This window comes from Candidatus Desulfatibia sp. (assembly GCF_036446775.1).
Lineage (GTDB): Bacteria > Desulfobacterota > Desulfobacteria > Desulfobacterales > UBA11574 > Desulfatibia_A.
The window spans coordinates 1-17,953 of record NZ_JAZFTO010000033.1; the positions used below are offsets into that span (position 1 = coordinate 1).

Sequence of the window (17,953 nt, forward strand, 5' to 3'; positions counted from 1 at the left end):
AACCGCTGTCTGACTCTGTGAAGTTTGGTACCTCTGGGATTATGCCCGGAGGCGTGCAATGTAAATAGCGGATACATACAGCTATCCCAGTTCCGCATTCGAACTCCGGAATGCCTGTAAGTTTCATCCTGAATATCAAAACACCAGCATGTGGGACAAACGTAGGTACAGATTCCGCAGTTAATACAGGCAAAAGCGACCTCTTCCCAAAACGGCCCTTCATAAAGTTCGGTGGTTATTTTACTCTTTAACTTGTCAGTGCTGACGGCCGTGCTGATTTTTGATTCCGCTGCTTTCTTCAGATCGGCAATTTGCCGAACGTCACCTTCGGCGGCCCAGCCGGCGGCTTTTAAAAAGTCTCCCCCCTTGGAAGTAATGGTTTTGGCTAAAAAATGATCCCCGGTGTCTACCAGGAGCACATCAAGGCCGTCGGCATGAAAAGGACCGCAACCGGCCGAGGTGCAAAAGCAGGTACTGCCGGGGTCACTGCAGGCCAGTCCTACAAAGGTGGTTGCTTCATAAGATCGTATCCAGTATGGATCTTTATATGCGGGTGTATCAAAGTTTTTTCTCACAAGCAGAAAAGAGGCTGCATCGCACGGTCTTATCCCGATAACGGCCCGGGGCGAATAATCCTTGTCTATCTCTTGCATGCTATGATGATCTTTTTGCTTCTCATCCAGAGTGTATTTAAACATCAGCTCGGACTGGGGATAGATAATCGATTTCGGAGATAAAGGTGTATTTAAGAAATTAAAATCCGGAAGTTCACCTTTGTTGAGCGCTTTAAAATGATGAAACTGATCGCCCTTTACCGGTCCGAATAAGCGGTAATTTACAAACAATTTATCCAGCCCCGGGGCCCAGTCTTTCTTAGCGATTTTCACAGCTTTCATTGCATTGGCCTTTTATTTTATAAAATCATCCGGATCATCGGGTCTGTAAGTATCCAGGGGCCGGCGCTGTTCCACGGAAAGCCCCGGCGTCCATCCAAATTTTTCCAGGCAGTCTTTTTCAAGCTTCTTGGTTAATAACCGCATGTTAATCCCCACCGGACAGGCTCGCTCACAGGCCCCGCAGTCCGTGCATCTGCCGGCGCAGTGAAAAGCCCGCAGGAAATGGAAGGTGCGAACATCGACGGGATCCTGGCTTTTCCCTAACCACTGGGGGCTGGAATTATCCACAAAACAGGTGGGACAATAGCAAAGGGGGCATACATTTCGGCAGGCATAACAACGTATACAGAGCGCTAAAAGATCTTCAAAAAATTTCCATTTTTCGGCCGGAGCCATGGCTTCGATCCGGCGGACATCTTCATATCGATCCACATCTTTTTGCTCTTCAACGGGCTCGGCCGCAAGCTCATCATAAACCACGGGGTTACGGTGGATGCATACAACGCAGTTCGGTTGCATAACATCAGGCCTGGCAAATATTTTTTCGGCACCCGGACCTTTTGCGATGATATCACCATCATTTTCAACCACTTCAGTGATTTCTTTTGCAAATAGTAAAGAAATTTTATGCCGGTCAATCATCCCTTTACAGGGAACGCCGATAATATAAAGCTGGTCCCTTGTAATCTTGTTTTCGGTGATGTGGACAATAATATTGCGCGCATCACACCCTTTGGCTATCACACCGATTTTTTCTTTTCGATTGGTAAGGTAACTCGCCAGGTTAATTCCGCAATTGCTGTCCCAAACCAATCGATTTACATCGCCAGCATGTTTTATTATACAGGGCTCATTCATCATGGGTACGGTTCCCTGCTGGAAACCGATTACCATATCGACAAGCCCTTCTTTTAAAATCCGTTCTGATATTTCCCTTATATTATTAATATAACTTAGCATATCAGGCAACCTTGGCCATAGTTTTTGCAAAGTTCCGATTGGGCCCTAAAGCTTTAACGGCGGCTGTAACCTCTTTGACTACATCTACGAACTTGGTCGCTTCGGAAGAAGATATCCAGGAAAAATGAAGACGACTGCGCTCAACACCCATGTAATCCATAAGGTTTTGAAACAGCAAAAACTTCCGGCGAAAATAGTAATTACCTTCCAGGTAATGACATTCTCCGGGATGTCACCCGGATATCCAGACGCCGTCAGCACCCTCCCGTATGGCGGCCAGAGCAAGCGTGGGGCTCATTCTGCCGGTGCAGGGGATTCTTATCACCCGGATATTCGGCGCATATTGCATCCTGTTGATGCCCGCAAGATCAGCGGCGCCATAGCTGCACCAGTTGCACAAAAAGGCTATGATTTTTGGTTCCCAATCTGTCATCTTTTTATTGATTCTCCTTTAAGATAAAATAGCTATGCGGTTTTATGAAATGTTGCATTATGACGAATCGTATCGAATGTCAATCAGGAAATTGCGACTTTATCGATGCTGAACGGGATCCGTCTGCAAATCTACAATTAAAAGAATGTGATCAGTTCTTCGATACAGGCGATTTTCTCCGCAGGCGTTTTAGCGGCACGATAGCGCCTTTCGGCTTCAAAATACTCAGGGGGCAGATTTGTCGACATTGGTATTTAAACTATTATTTAGTACCTATCTATCAAAATCGCATCATATTTGCGAAGGATTTATCTAACAAAATATTTTCGCCACCAAGACACCAAGTTAAATTATAATAAACAGTTATTCTTTGTGTCTTGGTGCCTTTGTGGCTATTCTTTCTCTCCGAGGCGTAGGCTCTACGAGCCGGAGGCCGGTTTATCCGGGTTAGGAACTAATCCTCTAAATCGGGTTCAAAAAAAAGCCATAATATTTGAGGAAAGGCCTGTTTTAGATCTGCTTCACAGCGGTTGATTGCTTTTACAAGGGCCTCGGCGGAGTCCATGGCCGCCATTTTAGCCTTAATCGCCACCATCACGTCCTTTCCCAATTGCAGTGTCAGCAGGTTGAAGACCTGATCGATTTCCTTGCGCTTTTGCAAAAATTCGAGCATTTGAGCTCTCTGTTCCGGTTCGACACTCTGGCCGATCAACAGAGCCTGCACTTCTATTCCGATCATTAATGCAATCACAAGCAGCAGAACCCCGATAACAATACTGCCCAAGGCATCATATAAGGGGTTGCCGGTTATCATGGTGAGGACAACTGCGATCATTGCGAAGCCCAAACCCAAAAGTGCCGCCAGATCTTCACCGAAAACAACCAGCAGCTCGCTCTGGCGGGTTTCCCGGAACCATCGCATCAAACTTCGGCCTCGCCGTTCCTTGTTGACTTCCCGCAAGCAGCCCCACATGGAGACACTTTCCGCGATGATGGAAAACAACAATACGCCCACGGCCACATAGGGGTAGCTTAGCAGTTGAGGATTACGCAATTTATGGATGCCTTCATAAATGGAATACAAACTACCCATACTGAACAGCATCAACGCAACGATAAAGGACCAGAAGTAAATGGCCTTGCCGAAACCCAGCGGATAATCCGGTGACGGGGGGCGTTTGGCGTGCTTGATACCCAGCAGCAAGAGCAGCTGGTTACCGCAGTCCGCCAGTGAATGAACAGATTCAGCCCTCATGGAGCCGGAGCCGGTAATTGCAGCAGCAGCCAGCTTTGATACGGCTATGACCGCGTTGGCGCCCAAAGCAAAAAATATACTTTTAACAGAATCAGCTCCATGTGACATATTCGGGTATCTCCTTATCTAACATTTGATCTTCAACGCACCGGGAAGAACCTTGAAGGTAAAAGCGTCTGCTTCCCAACCTGAATTACCGTTATATTGCAGGGCCAAAGGCCGGTCCAACTTTACTGTCAGCCGGCTACCAGTATAATATTGGCCGATACGATTGCCGATAGTGAACGCGGTTATCCCGCCAATAAGAGATTTAAACGGCCCGGAATCGAGGCAGCAGATATGCATGCGACGGTCATCGAACCGGGCTCCTGGCACAACGTTCATGCCATAACCATAGTAGGGGTGCTTGACTATCATCAGGCTCAGCAGATTCTTTATCTCGAATACCTCGCCATCTATGGTAATCCTGGCACCGGCATGTTTGTATTCTTTTAAATACGAGTTCAGCACGGCTTTAAGATAGGTTTTGAAACCGGCGGCGCCTTGGGCGACATAGCGGTCACGAAGCCTTATGACCGTACCTTCAAAGCCTACCGATACTGTAAAAGCGCGCTTTTTATCATCACAGTTGATCAGGTCGTAATTATGGATCCGGCCGTCTCTAATGCGCATGGCAATATCGATCAGGTCGCCTTTGTATTTAAGGGCATAGCGCATGGCGTTACCGGTACCCAGAGGGAGGTAAGCAACCGGTGTTTGAGCCGGATCGATAGCATTGATAATGTCGGAAAAGGTTCCGTCGCCACCGGCAGCGACAAGTATGTCGTAACGGGCGGCAAGTTCCTGAGCGCATTGAACAAGCTCCTGAGTTGAGCCGGTATCCAGCCCGTGTATTTGGGCATCCAGAATCTGTGCGGCTTTAGCCAGCTCAGAGCGCTTCCGGTCGACGGTCATCCTGCCGGAAGCAGGGTTGGTAATAATCGCATAGCGCATTAAAAAGCCTGACAAACTATTACCCAATTGATCGATATGCTCAATTGAAAGTTATTTGTTGGAGGATATCGCCTAATTGAGCGCTAACGCCATCAAGGCATATAACCTGTTAATATTATAATCTAATTTAAAGAGGCTTGACAAGCAAAAAAAAATAGCTCTAATTAAGCTATATGAGTTCTTCATGTTACAAAGTAGTTTCAATATATTATACACAAGAATGACTTTGGCCTGCTCGGGATAGGACAATACTTGACCTTTGATCGTTATAAATGTAAGTCAATCCTTGATAAATCTTTAAAAGCATAGCATCATGAGTAACTGGATCCCCTTTGAAAACGCCTCGTATCTGGCAGAGCAGGCCTTTTTGATAGCTGAGGACGATACCGCCGTAGCCTTGGAGAAGACCGTCATCACGGTCTACACCGGCAAAGGCGGGAAACAGCAGCTAAAAGGAAGCGGCCTGGTGCGTAATGCGCTGGTGGTGGAACTTTCAGAAGAAAACGATGACCTGGATCTGATTCTGGATTTTGGCAGCGAATTCAAATTTCGGTTGACAGCACCTAAGATTACCGCCGGTAAAGTCTTTGCCCCCAATGTTAAGTCTACCCTTCAATTTGTCCCCACCAGTCCTTGGCAACAGATCCCGGAATCCGAATTCGAAATACTTATGGGCAAATTAGAATTGATGAATTCGTGACTATTTACGACGCCATCAACGCTGAAGCTCAATAAATTCCTTAATCTCATTCAGGACAAAATAACGGGTCAAGGCTTGGGCAATTTCATCTTGAGTAGCCTCCTGCCCGGTAACCTCTTTAATAAAATTCTGTATCGTGCCGATTGCCTCTAACATACTCTTATGAACCTGCTGAACTTCAGCCATATCATCCACCCATCCGATAAACTTATCGTTGAACGACGCTTGCCTTCAGACCGATTTCTTGCAGTTTGACAGCTTGTCTTTCAGCCGCCTTTTTTTCTCTGAATATAAGCGTAAGAGTTAAATACGGGATTTCCATAATCCTCAATAGCACGGACATAATCACCCTTTTGGGTCCAGGCAATTCCGCGGTGGTTGTAAGCATTGGTATAACGTGGGTTTATGTCGATGGCTTTGGTATAATCTGCAACAGCCCGGTCATAATCGCCCTTTTGGGACCAGGCAATTCCGCGCTGGTTGTAAGCCATGTCATCGTGCGGGTTTATTTCAATGGCTTTGGAAAATGCTTCTATGGCTGCCTGGTAACGCCGAGACTTTAGTTCGAAAATGCCAAGATCAAACCAATTTTCGCGGCCCAATGACGTGCCTGGAAACAATAGACAGGCGGCGAACAAAAAGAGATTTAAAGTAGCTATGATTTTTTTCAATTCATGACACCTTGAGACCTTTGAAAAGGGTGTCACCCTTCAAGGCTAACCGCTTCCACCAGTACTCTTGCGGTTCCTTTTTTATAAAAACCCAGTTTTTTGGCAGCACCGGCACTCAGATCAATGATTCGGCCTTCGACAAACGGCCCGCGATCGTTGACCCGTAAGATGGTTCTACGGTTGTTTTCCAGATTCGTCACCCGCACGAAGGTCGGAAGGGGCAAGTATTTGTGAGCCGCATTCAGGCCGCCGGGATCAAATGCTTCACCGTTTGCCGTCATATGCCCGCCCTTTTGTCGATAGGTTTCATACCCGTACCAAGACGCAATACCTTTTTGTCGATAGGTTTTTGCCTCTGCAACGCTCATGGGCACATATCGCCTTCCCCTGACCACATACGGAGCCATCTTGACACGCCCCTGTTGAATCGCATCTTTTGGAGGTAAATCGTCAATGGATTCGAGATCTCCCCGTATCAAGGGCCATGCCAACGGCGCCTTGACTACCTTGAAAGTGTATTTGCCGATCGTATATACTGTTTCCCCGGCGAATTTTGTCACCTTGTAAGCTGTTTTTACCGTCACCTTCGTGACTTTGTAGGTGGTTTTCACAACGCTGCAGGAGGAGAGATAAAGACAAGCAATTGCCAATAGGGTTCCGAAAAAACCGTGTGATATTTTTCGTTTATTCCCAAGCATATTGTTATTATAGCATAATAATAAAAAATATTGAATGCCCTGGGTACAATGCGTTGTCTTTAAACAGTGCTGAAAATTATTTCGTCGATGAGATGGTCAATCATGGTTTCAGCCTGTTGCGGCTGGTCGGCGGTGTCAAACGTGGACACAAGATTTTTAAAAATTTCATCGTGCCGGGACCCGGATACGGCGGCATCACCGTAATTGACGGCAGGTTTAGCGTAAAGGTTCAATTCCCCCAACTGGGGGATTCCATCAAACCGATCAGCCGGAAGGCTTACAGGGCGGCTCTTTAAAACCTCCCGAGCCGGTAGGTATTCCCCGGGATCTTATGCAGGCGGCAGACATGAGTTTTTCCACATCTGCACATCGGCATTCGGGACATTGTGGAGACGGGTCACCGGCAGACAGCAGGAGCACTTCAAAGCAGTGACAACAGGCTTTACATTGATATTCGTAAATCGGCATGGGTTCCTCCGCAAAAAATTTATATAATATATTCTATTTTGTCCAAGTCAAGGATTATGAAATATCCAGGCTAATCTTTTTTCTTGGGAGCCCGCAAACCCAGCCTGAATATGAATGCAAAACTAATAACGATTATACCGATAAGCCCAAAGAGCCTGACGATTTTGAGGCTATCGGTATTTGAGGTATAGCCTGTTGAGATAAGGGGGACGTTTAGTGGCGGATAATCCGGGAAATAGGGGTCCAGTTCGACAAGTTTGCTATAAGCAGCCTCATATAACTCATTTTGGCCCAACTGGCGGTAGGTTAGAGCCAGGACATTATAGGCGTGAGCGGTGCTTTTATGGTCTCCCTGCAACTCAAGCGCCCTAGTGGCGTCGAGGACGGCTTGATCGGTATTGCCGTGGAGACGATATGCTTCTGCGCGATAACTGTAAGCATTGGCCATCTGTGGGTCCATTTTAATGGCGCGGCTGAAATTGTCGATCGCTTTTACCAGCGCATTCCTGTTTTCCGGCACCCCCGGTTGGCGGTATCGATGCACCAGGCGCTTGATTTCCGCCATCATACCCTCACCGTGCGCCTTTTTAAGGTAAGCCATACCCCTCATCCGATACGCATCGGCATGGTAAGGCTTCAGTTCAATAACCCTGGAGAAGTCCTCGATGGCACGAACGAAACGTTCCTGAAAATAATAGTGGATTGCGCGTTGCTCGTAGGCTTCCGCCAGGTTAGGGTCGATTTGGAGCGCTTTGGTAAAATACTCGACCTTTTTGTATGACAGAGAGCTCTTAAGCCCGCGATTGTAGAACTCCATGGCATCCTGGCCTGTGGCGACGGCAGCGGCCAGAAACAAATATATTATAGCAAAAACAATTGTTTTCTTCACGGCTTTGTCTCCTCGGGCTACCCGGCCCGTACTGGTGTTCATGTTAATCATGCCTTAATATCGGCTTTATGACAATGTAATCATCGAATTTAATGTTTTCAATGCTATTTTCTAAATGGACAGCTTCTAAAAGGAAAGCTGATTGATGTCGGGTAGGAAATTGGCCCATTAAGACCTTTTCAGCCCTGCTCTACATGAAATTCCCGGACCGGGGTAGCCTTTGCAAATCCAGGGTCTTACCGGATAAATCTTACATACGGCATTTTCTTGGTTATATTTCAGGAACGGGCAAGGGGTGACGCCAGGTTCCGGGTGCTCGATTTCTCCGGAATGTTCATTGACGATAAAGCCGTATGCCTCAAGAAAAACATCGTTTTCCATTCTCAGACAATCAGCAGCATGATTATGATCTAATTCCGACCAGGGAATCCCGATTTCTTTGCAGCATCTGCCGCATCTCAGACAGTCAAAATTCATTGGCTCTACCACTTTCAATTTATGGATGGAAACCTATTTGACTTCAGCAACTACCCAGTCCAGAAAAGCCGGGTTGCCGTCGGTCACGGGCAGAGTGACGATGCATGGGCATTCGTAACTGTGCAGCGATTTGACTTTGTCCATCAGTTGCGGCACTCGCTCTTTGGTGGTTTTAGCGATCAGGACCGCTTCGTTGTCGTCCTGCAGTTTCCCGTCCCAAAAATAAAAGGAGTTCATATTGTCGAAGATGTTGGCGCAGGCTGCCAATTTCGACTGCACCAGTTCTCGACCGATGGTGCGGGCCTCATCCTTGCTGCTTACAGTAATGTAAATCATATAAATTTCCATGTTACTCCCTTCGCTAACGGTTTTTACAAATATGTTCCGATTGATCAAATTCCTCTAATATTATTATGCCTTTGACCCTTGACCTCTGACCTCCGACTTCTGACCTCCGACCTCTGACCCTCGACTTCTGACCTCTGACCCCTGACACCCGACCCCTGATCCCTGTTCACTATTCACTCGTTTTTATCTGAAAAAATTCTTCCTCAAACTCGGGTCTGCCTTCGTAACGGCTTAAGAACAGACCCGGCATGTGATCGATACTTTCAAAGATATTGGCATCAACCATGATACCGGCCTGATGGAGGGCCTTGACAACATCCCCGGGCTTGGGGGGGCACCCTTTAACGGCGAACATCTGTTGCATGTCCGGATGCTTTTTGTTGGCCTGGTACATGCATTTGCCCAGTAAAATGGTCTTTTTGCGGTCTGGTGCCGGCGTCATAATTTTGCCGGTAAGCACCTCTACATCGTCCCACGGCTCACCCTTCCAGGCCATGGCAATAGCCGAGAGGACGACTCCGGTGAGGCCGGCACAATAGGTGCACAGGCTGAGATCATATTTGGGACAGGAAAGCCCCTTGATGCCCATCTTCTCCAGCGGCAAGGGCAGGGTGTTATCCTGGTTGTATGGAAAATCGTATTTGTGCAAAGCAGCCACGGCCTCAATCGGTTCGCCGGCCACCTCGATGTCGGAAAGGTCAAACGGCCGCCCCCGGTTTTTGGCTGCATGCACAAGATAGGGAACTTCCGATGGTTCGTAGCCCAGAACTCTGGCACCGACCAGATCGGCGGAAAGCACATCCGCCGATGCCACCAGAAGGTTGCTCCGGCGCATGCGCCCATCGATATTGGGACCACGCTCATTGGTATAGATGCCGTCCAACAGCGTCAGCATCGGCGGCATCTGGTCGGCCAGCCTGGCGATCATGAAATGCAGGTCCTTTTGGGGGTCGGTATTGTGGCATTTCTTGCGTGAAGCAATGTCGGTCGTTCCTTTTAAATTCTTGATCCCCAGGCTGACGACGGTCATGGCGTGGGTTTTCAAAACCGGAAGGTTAACCACAAAATCGGCATTCAGGATATCGGTGTTAAACTTGAGCTCCACGCCTGCGCCCAGGTCGACCTTTTCAAAGGATCGCTGAAAAACATTGACGGCCTTGACCCCGTAGCGGTTTTTTAACACCCCGTATCCCAGGGTTTTAAAGGCGTGCGCCGGCGTCTCTTGGTCCTTGGGGTTCGCCAGAACGGTTCCTTCTCCGATGGTAATATCATCGATACCGCGCTCCTTTAAAAGGACGACCATGTCTTCAACCACGCGGGAGGTGGTGATTACGCCCCACTTGGGAAAGTTGACCGCCCGGGTCCAAAATACGATATTAGGTTTGATGAATACCCTGGCGCCTGCCGGCATATGATCCAGTCCGCGGCAGAGATCAACCGCCTGTCTGACCGATTCCCGCGGCTTTTCATAGCGTACGATGGATACTATTGATTTGCTCATGGCCTCGTTACACTTCGGGTTGCGATTTACGCGTTACGGGTTATGGGTTGCTCAGTGTTGGTTATCTGTTACCCTTTATATTATTACTCTGTAAATGTTTTTGATAAAAAATGCAAAAAAAATTCTTGCTATTCAAACGTTCGTTTGATACAAACGTTTCATTGAATTTTGCATGAAAAATGCTGGTAGAGGTGCCCGATGACGGAAAAACCCATCGATAATACAACGCGTCTAAGGCTGCTTAAAAATGCAGAGCTGCTGTTTGCCGAGAAAGGCTTCCACGCCGTCAGTGTCCGTGAAATCACTAAAGCGGCCAAGTGCAACCTGGCGGCGGTGAATTACCATTTCGGCGGCAAAATGAACCTATACCTGGAGGTTTTCCGGTCCCGCTGGATACCCCGTGCCCGGCGCATCCGCCACAGCTTCGAAGCAGCGCTCCAAGGCCTGGACCCTCCTTTTCTGGATGATGTGGTCGGCGCCCTGGCCCAGGCCTTTCTGGAAGGGCCCTTGACCGATGAAGAGCGCCGCTGCCACTCCCAGCTCATGTACCGGGAACTGGCCAATCCCACCGGTGCGCTGGATTTGCTGGCCGAGAAAGTAATGCAGCCCTTTTTTATGAAACTGCGGAATCTATTGCGCCCCCATTTGCCTGAAACAATTGGTGATGATCGCCTGCTGCTCAGCATCATGAGCATCATTGCCATGGTGATTCATTTTAACTTTTCCCGGGAGGCGGTTTCCCGGCTGACCGGCCGCACATACGATGCGGCCTTCAAAGCCCGGCTGGTTGAGCATATTACCGAATTTTCACTCAAAGGGCTGGGCGGGATGAACATACAGGAGCAGCAACCATGAACCGCCGGACATTCTCTCTTTTTATTTGCGTTGCAGCATTGCTGGTAATCAGCGCCTGCATGCGGCTCGGGCCGAATTATCAGCGACCCGATCCCGGTGTTCAGGTTCCGGATACCTTTCAGCATGCCCCTGAGACAACCCTTGAACTGACCTATCCGCAGGACCTCTGGTGGCAGGTGTTTGGTGATCCTGAAATCGACCGGCTCGTGAACCAAGTACTCAAAAACAATCTTGATATTCAAAAAGCCGCCGCCCGGATTCTGGAAATCCGGTCCCAGTTCGTTCAAACCCGGGCTGAACGTTTCCCCGAACTCGGCCTTGAAGCCCGGCGTAAACGACAGAGCCAGACCATCACCAGCTCCCTGACCGGCACCAGCTACCGGCAAACCACCGACAGCTATGCCCTGTCACTGCCCGCCACCTTCGAATGGGATCTATGGGGACGGCTGGCCCGGGCTGAAGAAGCCGCGCGCGCGGATCTGCTTTACGCTCAGGAAAATCGTCGCATCGTGGCCCAGACGGTCGTTGTCGAAACCATCAGCCTTTACTTGCAGATGGAATCCTTGGAACGGCGCCTTCAACTTTTGCAGAAAACCATTGAAAATTTTAATAAAAATCTAGAGGTAGTAGAAGCACGTTACACCCGCGGCCTGTCGCCGGTCCTGGATGTCCGGCAGGCCCGCCGGCTGTTAGCCCAGGCCGAATCCGGCCGGCCGGCTCTGCACCAGACCCTGGGAATTGTCCAGCAAAAAATGTCCGTGCTTTTGGGGCGCTATCCCCGCACCCGGCCGCCGCGCAACCAGCCCGAAGATTACTTTAAAAACCTGGCACCGGTGCCGCCGGGGCTGCCGTCGGACCTTCTGCTGCGCCGACCCGATATCAGGGCCGCCGAATCCCAACTGAAGGCCTTAAACGCCCTTGTCGGGGTGGCTAAGGCCAGCCGTTTCCCCCGTATTACTCTGACCGGCAGTTTCGGATATTCCAGTGCGCAGCTCGACGATCTTTTCAATCCCAAAAGCGAGCTTTGGAACCTGGCCCTGGGAGCTGTTCAGCCGCTGTTTGACGCCGGCAAACTCAAAGCCGGACAGAAGGCGGCCCAAGCCCGTTACGCCCAGGGGCTGACGGATTATGCCAAATCCGTGCTTAACGCCTTTGCTGAAGTGGAAGAAGCGCTTTTAACACGCCGCCAACAGTTGCAAAGGCGCCGGCGCGTACTTAACTTTCTGGATGAGGCCCGTGCCACCCGGCAGGTAGCCCAGAACCGCTACCGCCGCGGTCTGCTGGATTATTTATCCTTTTTGGATGCCCAGCGCGTCGAGTTTAACGCTGAAGAAAACTTAATTTTAGTTGATTATTCAATTCTAAACAATCGGGTTGCCCTGCACCGCTCTTTAGGCGGAGGATGGGCGCATACGGACAAGCCTACGCCATGACAAAAACGAAAAATAGAATCTTGCACTTTTCTATTGCCGCGATCCTGATTCTTTCAGGAGTAGTGGGTCTGAAAACGCTGATTGCCAGTAAACCCGATCTGCAAAAGAAAAGGCCCCCCGTCCCCACCCCGCTGGCCCGGGTTATTACGGTCAAAACAGCGCCGCACCCGGTGACTATTACCGGACAGGGAACCGTGCGGCCCATCAGGGAGATTCGTCTGGTCTCCCAGGTCAGCGGAAAGATCGTCCATGTTTCTTCCGCCCTGGTCAACGGCGGTGCTTTTAACAAAGGCGATCTGCTTTTGCGCATCGACCCGGCTGATTATCAAATTGCCGTCACCCTGGCCCGGGCACGCGTAAAAGATTCGGAGAGCAAGCACCGTCTGGCTATAGAGGAATCTGCCGTGGCCCGGCAGGAGTGGATGCAGCTGCGTGCCGGCAGCGATCCGCCGCCGCTGGTCGCCAAAGAACCACAGCTGGCCGCCGCTCAGGCCAAGTTAGACGCTGATCATGCCGAGTTGAAGAAAGCACAGCTGCAACTGGCACGCACACACCTGACAGCCCCTTTTGACGGGCGGGTAAGTGATAAATCAGCTGATATCGGTCAATACGTCACTCCCGGACAGATGCTGGCGGTTTTATACGACACTGCCGCCGCCGAAATTGTCGTACCCATGGAAGATCGGAAACTGTTCTGGTTTCAGGTACCCGGATTTACACCACAGGCTACGGACGGTTCTGAGGCCGAGGTACAGGCGCAGGTAGCCGGGCGTGAATTGTCCTGGCCCGGGCAAGTGGTCCGCGTTCAAGGAAAACTGGATGAACATACCCGCATGATCAACGTGGTCGTCAGAGTTGAACAGCCCTATGCCGTCAAACCGCCGCTGGCGGCCGGTCTGTTCGCCACCGTCAAGATTAAAGGTCGCGTAATCGAAAACGCCGCCGTTATCCCCAGATCGGCACTGCGCCCGGATGGAACGGTTTGGGTGGTCGATGCCAACGGCCGGCTTGAATTCCGCCGGGTGGTTGTCGCTCTTTTCTCTACCCGGGGAGTTGTTATAGAAAGTGGTCTGGCATCCGGAGAAAAGGTAGTAATCTCATCTATCAAGGCGGTAACCAGCGGCATGAAAGTCCGCCGTGTTTCGGCCGACGGGGGCGGCGGATCATGAGAGGCGCAATTACCTGGTTTGCGGAGAATTACGTTGCCGCCAACCTGTTGATGATATTTTTGCTGCTGGCCGGCATTGTTACCGCCCTGACCTTGAAACTTGAGGTCTTTCCCGAAACTTCACTGGACAGGATCAGCATTACCACAGTCTATGCCGGAGCTTCTCCGGCCGAGGTTGAAGAGGCTGTGGTGCGCCGTATCGAAGAAAAAATCGCCGGGCTGGCCGGCATCAAACGTATCGATTCCACGGCCCGTGAAGGCTACGCCAGCGTAGTAATTGAGGTCATGAAGGGCTGGGACATAAAGAAGCTGCTGGATGAGGTCAAGGCGGAAGTCGACCGCATTACAACCTTGCCGGAAGAAGCCGAAAAACCGGTAACCCGCGAAATAACACGCCGGATCCAGGTGATCAACCTGGCGATTTACGGAAATGCGCCGGAAGCGACCATCAAGCACTTAGCCGAAAAACTCAAGGATGATCTTACCAACCTGCCGGGAATTACTCTGGCCGAACTCTCCGCGGTTCGAAGCAGTGAAATCCATATTGAAATTTCCGAAGAAACCCTGCGCCGCTTCGGCCTGACTCTGGAACGCGTGGCGCAAGCCGTCGCCAGAGAGAGTATTGATCTTCCGGCGGGCAGTGTTAAAACCTCCGAGGGTGAAATTCTGGTGCGGACCAAGGGGCGCCGGTATTTTGCCCCGGATTTCAGAGACATCGCCGTAATTACACGCACCGACGGCAGCCTGGTAACCCTGGGACAATTAGCGCATATCAGCGACGGTTTCCAAGACGTGGACCTGTTTACCCGCTTTCAGGGTAAACCGGCCGCAATCATCAATGTCTACCGGGTGGCGGATCAAAGCGCCTTGAAGGTGGCCGCTACGGTGAAAGCTTACCTTAACGAAATGCGACCGAGCCTGCCTCAAGGGATCGAGGCCTCCTATTTTAGGGACAGATCCAAAATCTTGCGCAGCCGTATCGAACTGCTCGTAAAGAACATGGCCATAGGCCTTTTGCTGGTCGGTATTCTCCTGTGGCTGGTAATGAATCTGCGCCTGGCTTTCTGGGTCACTCTGGGAATCCCCATCAGCTTTGCGGCCGGTATGATGTTTCTGCCCCAGATGGATGTATCCATCAACATGATCTCTTTGTTCGCCTTTATTATGGTGCTGGGCATCGTTGTAGACGACGCCATTATCATCGGAGAGAATATTTTCCGCCTCCAGGAACAAGGGCTGCCGCCTTTGAAAGCCGCCGTGGAGGGCGCCCTTGAGGTGGGCCGGCCGGTAATTTTCTCCGTTCTGACCACTATAGTCGCCTTCTGGCCTCTGATGCTGGCCGGCGGCACCATGGGCAAATTAATGCGTAACATCCCCGTTGTGGTCATGCTGGTATTAGCTGGTTCCCTGGTGGAAGCCCTCTTTATTCTGCCGGCCCATCTGGCGCACAGCAAGGCGGCAATATCCCTGGCAGCCGGAACCATGCGTGAGAAAGCGCCGGCGCGTGCTCTGCGATGGATCATTAAAAAACCCTACGCGCGTCTGGTCGATTTTTGCATCCGCTGGCGATATGCAACCGTGGCCCTGGGGATTGCCATTCTGCTGCTGACCGTAGGGATATGGCAGGCCGGGTGGATTAAATATACTTTCTTTCCCCGGGTGGAAGGCGACGTACTGGAGTGCCTGGTTACCATGCCGGCGGGAACACCGGTACAGCGCACCCGCCAGGTGGTTGCCTACCTGGAGCAAACCGCCCTGGAAGTCCTGGACGAGGCCGGCCGCAACCGCCCGAAAGATGCCCCTCCCCTGCTCGAGTACAGCATTTCAACGATCGGCGCCCAATTCGGCCGGCACGGCCGGCCCGGAGAGAGCGGTGCACACCTGGCCCAGGTCTGGATCCAGCTGCTGGACGGCGAAATACGGGATATCAGCTCCATGAAGCTCAACAATCTGTGGCGCCGGAGGGTCGGAACGATCCCGGATGTCGAGTCCATCAGCTTTAAAAGCGAGCTGCACAGCGCCGGCAACCCCGTTGAAGTGCATTTGTCCCTTGACGATCATGACTTGCTGCTGACAGCCGCCGAAGATTTAAAAACCGAACTCAAACGATATCCCGGCGTATTTGATATCGGCGATAGTTTTCTGCCGGGGAAAGAGGAAATGCAGCTTAAACTGAAACCGGCGGCCAGCTCTCTCGGCCTGACCTTAAGGGACCTGGCTCGCCAGGTGCGGCATGCTTTATACGGGGCCGAAGCCCTCCGGTTTCAACGCGACAAAGACGAAGTCAAGGTGCTGGTGCGCTATCCGGAAAATCAGCGCAAATCACTGGGGCATCTCGAAGAAATGCGTATCCGCACCCCCGACGGCTTTGAGGTTCCCTTCCGCCAGGTAGCCCAGGTGGAGATGCTGCAAGGGTATGCCTCCATCCAGCGGGCCCAGCGCCGGCGCGTCATCAAAGTGACGGCCGATGTGGACGAAAAGATTACAAATGCCAATGAAGTCCGGCAGGATCTGGAAAAGCGCTACCTGCCGCAACTGAAAAATATGTATGCGGGCCTGCGCTACACCATCGAAGGGACGGGCAAAAGACAAAAAGAATCGCTGGCAGATCTGTTCCGGGGGTTTATCATGGCTATGTTTTTAATCTATGCCCTGCTGGCGGTTCCCTTTAAATCCTTCAGTCAACCGCTGGTGGTGATGGCGGCCATCCCTTTCGGCATAGTGGGGGCCGTGCTGGGGCATCTGATTATGGGCTTTAATCTCAGCATTATCAGCCTGTTCGGTATATTGGGACTTTCAGGAGTGGTAGTTAACGATTCCCTGGTGCTGATTGACCGCACCAACCGCATCCGCCAAGAGGGCGCCACGGCCCATGACGCCATCACCCGGGCCGGCGGCCAGCGGTTCCGGGCCATCGTCCTGACCTCTTTAACCACCTTTGCCGGTCTTTCGCCCATACTGCTGGAGCAGAGCCGGCAGGCCCGCTTTTTAATTCCCATGGCCGTGAGCTTAGGATTCGGGGTGCTGTTTGCCACGGTCATTACCCTGATTCTGATTCCCTGCGGCTATATGATTTTAGAAGATATGCACAACCTGTTTGCAAAACTCAGAACCGGCACGGCCGCCGGGGACCCTAAATTGGAGCGCAGCTGAAATCCCGGTTTGTCGGAGATGAAAGATACCAGCAAATCTAAAATTGTAAGGGAAGCACTCTTTGATTATTTTTCACGTGAAAAAGAAAGCCTTTCCGGCTCATTTCTTGAAATGGCTGATGATCTTGCAGGCTGCGTGAATGCCGCATCTGATCTATCTTTCAACAAAACACACCTAAAAGGCTATGGCAAATGACGCGTGAAAAGGTATTGCTGGATACGGGTCCTCTGGTTGCTTTCCTTAAAATTCATCTTACCACAATGCTCGCCCCCACGAATCGGGTTTTCCGATGCGCTCCAACCAGCATCACGCACCTCGCGTCCAGTATCCAGTATCGAGCATCAAACAACACATTTATTTTTTATCCACATTTTTCATTACAAAATTCAACCTTGATTATTTGGGGTTAATTGTTTATCAATTACTTTAATTTGTTGGGTTATTTTAGTACACCGCCGCTGATATGATCCAGCGCACGATTCAATATTTGATAAAATGCCTAGGGAATATTTGTTTTCTCTTTTAAAAAAATAATCTGAGTCCGTTAAAAAGCGTTGGGTTGCACAAGTTATCGGGCAACAGATCCGGTCAGCGGTCAAGGTGCGTCGGCTTGGTGTGCGTGAGAAGTCAGATAAACGGATTTTGGGCAGTGGCGAATTCGTTGAACAGCTTATCAAGCAGTCAGATCAGACGAGAAAAGAGCAGTTTTCTGTCCAGGAGCGTTTGCACCGTGTTGCAAAACATGTTGAGAAAATCTGCAAGAAGGAGAGTGTTAGTGTCGAAGCGTTGAAATCAGGAAGTCGGCGTCAGAAAGTTTCGATGGACAGATCTCAATTGGGAAAAAAACTAGATGAAGAATGGAGACTTTCGCTGGCTGAAACAGGCCGTTATCTGGGTGTATCTCTTTCTGCAATTACCAAAATCCTTTATCGGCTAGACAAACATAAGTCTAATTAGTCAAGGACGTCCCCAAGCATTTAAGGCATTTTGAAAAGATAGAAGGGCTTAAAATCGAATTCCTTCCTGCTGCAGCAGGGCTTTAAGGTATTTTTCAA

Annotated in this window: 21 protein-coding genes; 8 read left to right on the forward strand and 13 right to left on the reverse strand. The window is 50.4% G+C overall.

Annotated features, from left to right (window positions below; genetic code table 11):
- The 5 genes from V3S16_RS01375 to V3S16_RS01395 all read right to left on the reverse strand — a co-directional run.
- The coding region (locus tag V3S16_RS01375; RefSeq protein WP_413882882.1) for a 4Fe-4S dicluster domain-containing protein at positions 1-896 on the reverse strand (896 nt) is incomplete at its 3' end.
- A gap of 12 nt (positions 897-908) precedes the next feature.
- Entirely contained in the window at positions 909-1,856 is a 948-nt protein-coding gene (locus V3S16_RS01380) for a 4Fe-4S ferredoxin (protein WP_413882883.1), read from the reverse strand.
- A gap of 1 nt (position 1,857) precedes the next feature.
- Positions 1,858-2,289: a hydrogenase iron-sulfur subunit gene (locus V3S16_RS01385; RefSeq protein WP_413882884.1), complete on the reverse strand. Its 432-nt coding sequence runs from the start codon at positions 2,287-2,289 to the stop codon at positions 1,858-1,860.
- 454 nt (positions 2,290-2,743) lie between these two features.
- On the reverse strand, positions 2,744-3,652 hold the full coding sequence (locus V3S16_RS01390) for a cation diffusion facilitator family transporter (protein ID WP_413882885.1): 909 nt from the start codon (positions 3,650-3,652) through the stop codon (positions 2,744-2,746).
- 18 nt (positions 3,653-3,670) lie between these two features.
- A complete protein-coding gene (locus tag V3S16_RS01395; RefSeq protein WP_413882886.1) occupies positions 3,671-4,537 on the reverse strand; it encodes a diacylglycerol/lipid kinase family protein in 867 nt (288 codons plus the stop codon).
- Between the two features lie 313 nt (positions 4,538-4,850).
- On the opposite strand from V3S16_RS01395, the gene V3S16_RS01400 reads away from it, so the two are divergent.
- Positions 4,851-5,237 (forward strand): hypothetical protein, encoded by a 387-nt coding sequence (locus tag V3S16_RS01400; protein ID WP_413882887.1) that lies wholly within the window; start codon positions 4,851-4,853, stop codon positions 5,235-5,237.
- 15 nt (positions 5,238-5,252) lie between these two features.
- Here the strand turns inward: V3S16_RS01400 and V3S16_RS01405 are convergent, their stop codons facing one another.
- The 3 genes from V3S16_RS01405 to V3S16_RS01415 form a co-directional block, all read right to left on the reverse strand.
- Complete coding sequence (locus tag V3S16_RS01405; protein WP_413882888.1) at positions 5,253-5,423, reverse strand: hypothetical protein; 171 nt, start codon at positions 5,421-5,423, stop codon at positions 5,253-5,255.
- Between the two features lie 80 nt (positions 5,424-5,503).
- Positions 5,504-5,908 carry a tetratricopeptide repeat protein gene (locus V3S16_RS01410; RefSeq protein ID WP_413882889.1) on the reverse strand — a complete coding sequence of 135 codons (405 nt, stop codon included), beginning with the start codon at positions 5,906-5,908 and terminating at the stop codon, positions 5,504-5,506.
- Between the two features lie 32 nt (positions 5,909-5,940).
- Positions 5,941-6,519: a septal ring lytic transglycosylase RlpA family protein gene (locus V3S16_RS01415; RefSeq protein ID WP_413882890.1), complete on the reverse strand. Its 579-nt coding sequence runs from the start codon at positions 6,517-6,519 to the stop codon at positions 5,941-5,943.
- Between the two features lie 140 nt (positions 6,520-6,659).
- Here V3S16_RS01415 and V3S16_RS01420 point away from each other — a divergent pair, with 140 nt between their 5' ends.
- On the forward strand, positions 6,660-6,902 hold the full coding sequence (locus V3S16_RS01420) for a hypothetical protein (RefSeq protein WP_413882902.1): 243 nt from the start codon (positions 6,660-6,662) through the stop codon (positions 6,900-6,902).
- Here the strand turns inward: V3S16_RS01420 and V3S16_RS01425 are convergent.
- The 5 genes from V3S16_RS01425 to V3S16_RS01445 all read right to left on the reverse strand — a co-directional run bounded on the left by V3S16_RS01425 (position 6,871) and on the right by V3S16_RS01445 (position 10,289).
- The gene (locus tag V3S16_RS01425) at positions 6,871-7,074 is read right to left on the reverse strand and encodes an FmdB family zinc ribbon protein (RefSeq protein ID WP_413882891.1); all 204 of its coding nucleotides are present in this window, start codon (positions 7,072-7,074) and stop codon (positions 6,871-6,873) included. The two genes, V3S16_RS01420 and V3S16_RS01425, sit on opposite strands and share 32 nt — an antisense overlap.
- 70 nt (positions 7,075-7,144) lie before the next feature.
- Positions 7,145-7,963 (reverse strand): tetratricopeptide repeat protein, encoded by an 819-nt coding sequence (locus V3S16_RS01430; RefSeq protein WP_413882892.1) that lies wholly within the window; start codon positions 7,961-7,963, stop codon positions 7,145-7,147.
- A gap of 168 nt (positions 7,964-8,131) precedes the next feature.
- Complete coding sequence (locus V3S16_RS01435; protein WP_413882893.1) at positions 8,132-8,440, reverse strand: YkgJ family cysteine cluster protein; 309 nt, start codon at positions 8,438-8,440, stop codon at positions 8,132-8,134.
- A 33-nt stretch (positions 8,441-8,473) separates the two neighbouring features.
- On the reverse strand, positions 8,474-8,836 hold the full coding sequence (gene cutA, locus V3S16_RS01440) for a divalent-cation tolerance protein CutA (RefSeq protein WP_413882894.1): 363 nt from the start codon (positions 8,834-8,836) through the stop codon (positions 8,474-8,476).
- 121 nt (positions 8,837-8,957) lie between these two features.
- Positions 8,958-10,289 (reverse strand): DUF362 domain-containing protein, encoded by a 1,332-nt coding sequence (locus V3S16_RS01445; protein ID WP_413882895.1) that lies wholly within the window; start codon positions 10,287-10,289, stop codon positions 8,958-8,960.
- A 198-nt stretch (positions 10,290-10,487) separates the two neighbouring features.
- On the opposite strand from V3S16_RS01445, the gene V3S16_RS01450 reads away from it, so the two are divergent.
- From V3S16_RS01450 to V3S16_RS01475, 6 genes are all read left to right on the forward strand, one after another.
- Positions 10,488-11,144, forward strand: a complete 657-nt coding sequence (locus V3S16_RS01450; RefSeq protein WP_413882896.1) for a CerR family C-terminal domain-containing protein — start codon at positions 10,488-10,490, stop codon at positions 11,142-11,144.
- Positions 11,141-12,577 (forward strand): efflux transporter outer membrane subunit, encoded by a 1,437-nt coding sequence (locus tag V3S16_RS01455; protein ID WP_413882897.1) that lies wholly within the window; start codon positions 11,141-11,143, stop codon positions 12,575-12,577. Before V3S16_RS01450 ends, V3S16_RS01455 begins: the two co-directional genes overlap by 4 nt.
- Positions 12,574-13,746 carry an efflux RND transporter periplasmic adaptor subunit gene (locus V3S16_RS01460; protein ID WP_413882898.1) on the forward strand — a complete coding sequence of 391 codons (1,173 nt, stop codon included), beginning with the start codon at positions 12,574-12,576 and terminating at the stop codon, positions 13,744-13,746. The genes V3S16_RS01455 and V3S16_RS01460 overlap by 4 nt, the downstream gene beginning before the upstream one ends.
- Positions 13,743-16,898 carry an efflux RND transporter permease subunit gene (locus V3S16_RS01465; RefSeq protein ID WP_413882899.1) on the forward strand — a complete coding sequence of 1,052 codons (3,156 nt, stop codon included), beginning with the start codon at positions 13,743-13,745 and terminating at the stop codon, positions 16,896-16,898. Before V3S16_RS01460 ends, V3S16_RS01465 begins: the two co-directional genes overlap by 4 nt.
- Before the next feature lie 18 nt (positions 16,899-16,916).
- A complete protein-coding gene (locus tag V3S16_RS01470; RefSeq protein ID WP_413882900.1) occupies positions 16,917-17,093 on the forward strand; it encodes a hypothetical protein in 177 nt (58 codons plus the stop codon).
- 420 nt (positions 17,094-17,513) lie between these two features.
- Positions 17,514-17,855, forward strand: a complete 342-nt coding sequence (locus tag V3S16_RS01475; protein WP_413882901.1) for a hypothetical protein — start codon at positions 17,514-17,516, stop codon at positions 17,853-17,855.
- The last annotated feature ends 98 nt before the right edge of the window (positions 17,856-17,953 follow it).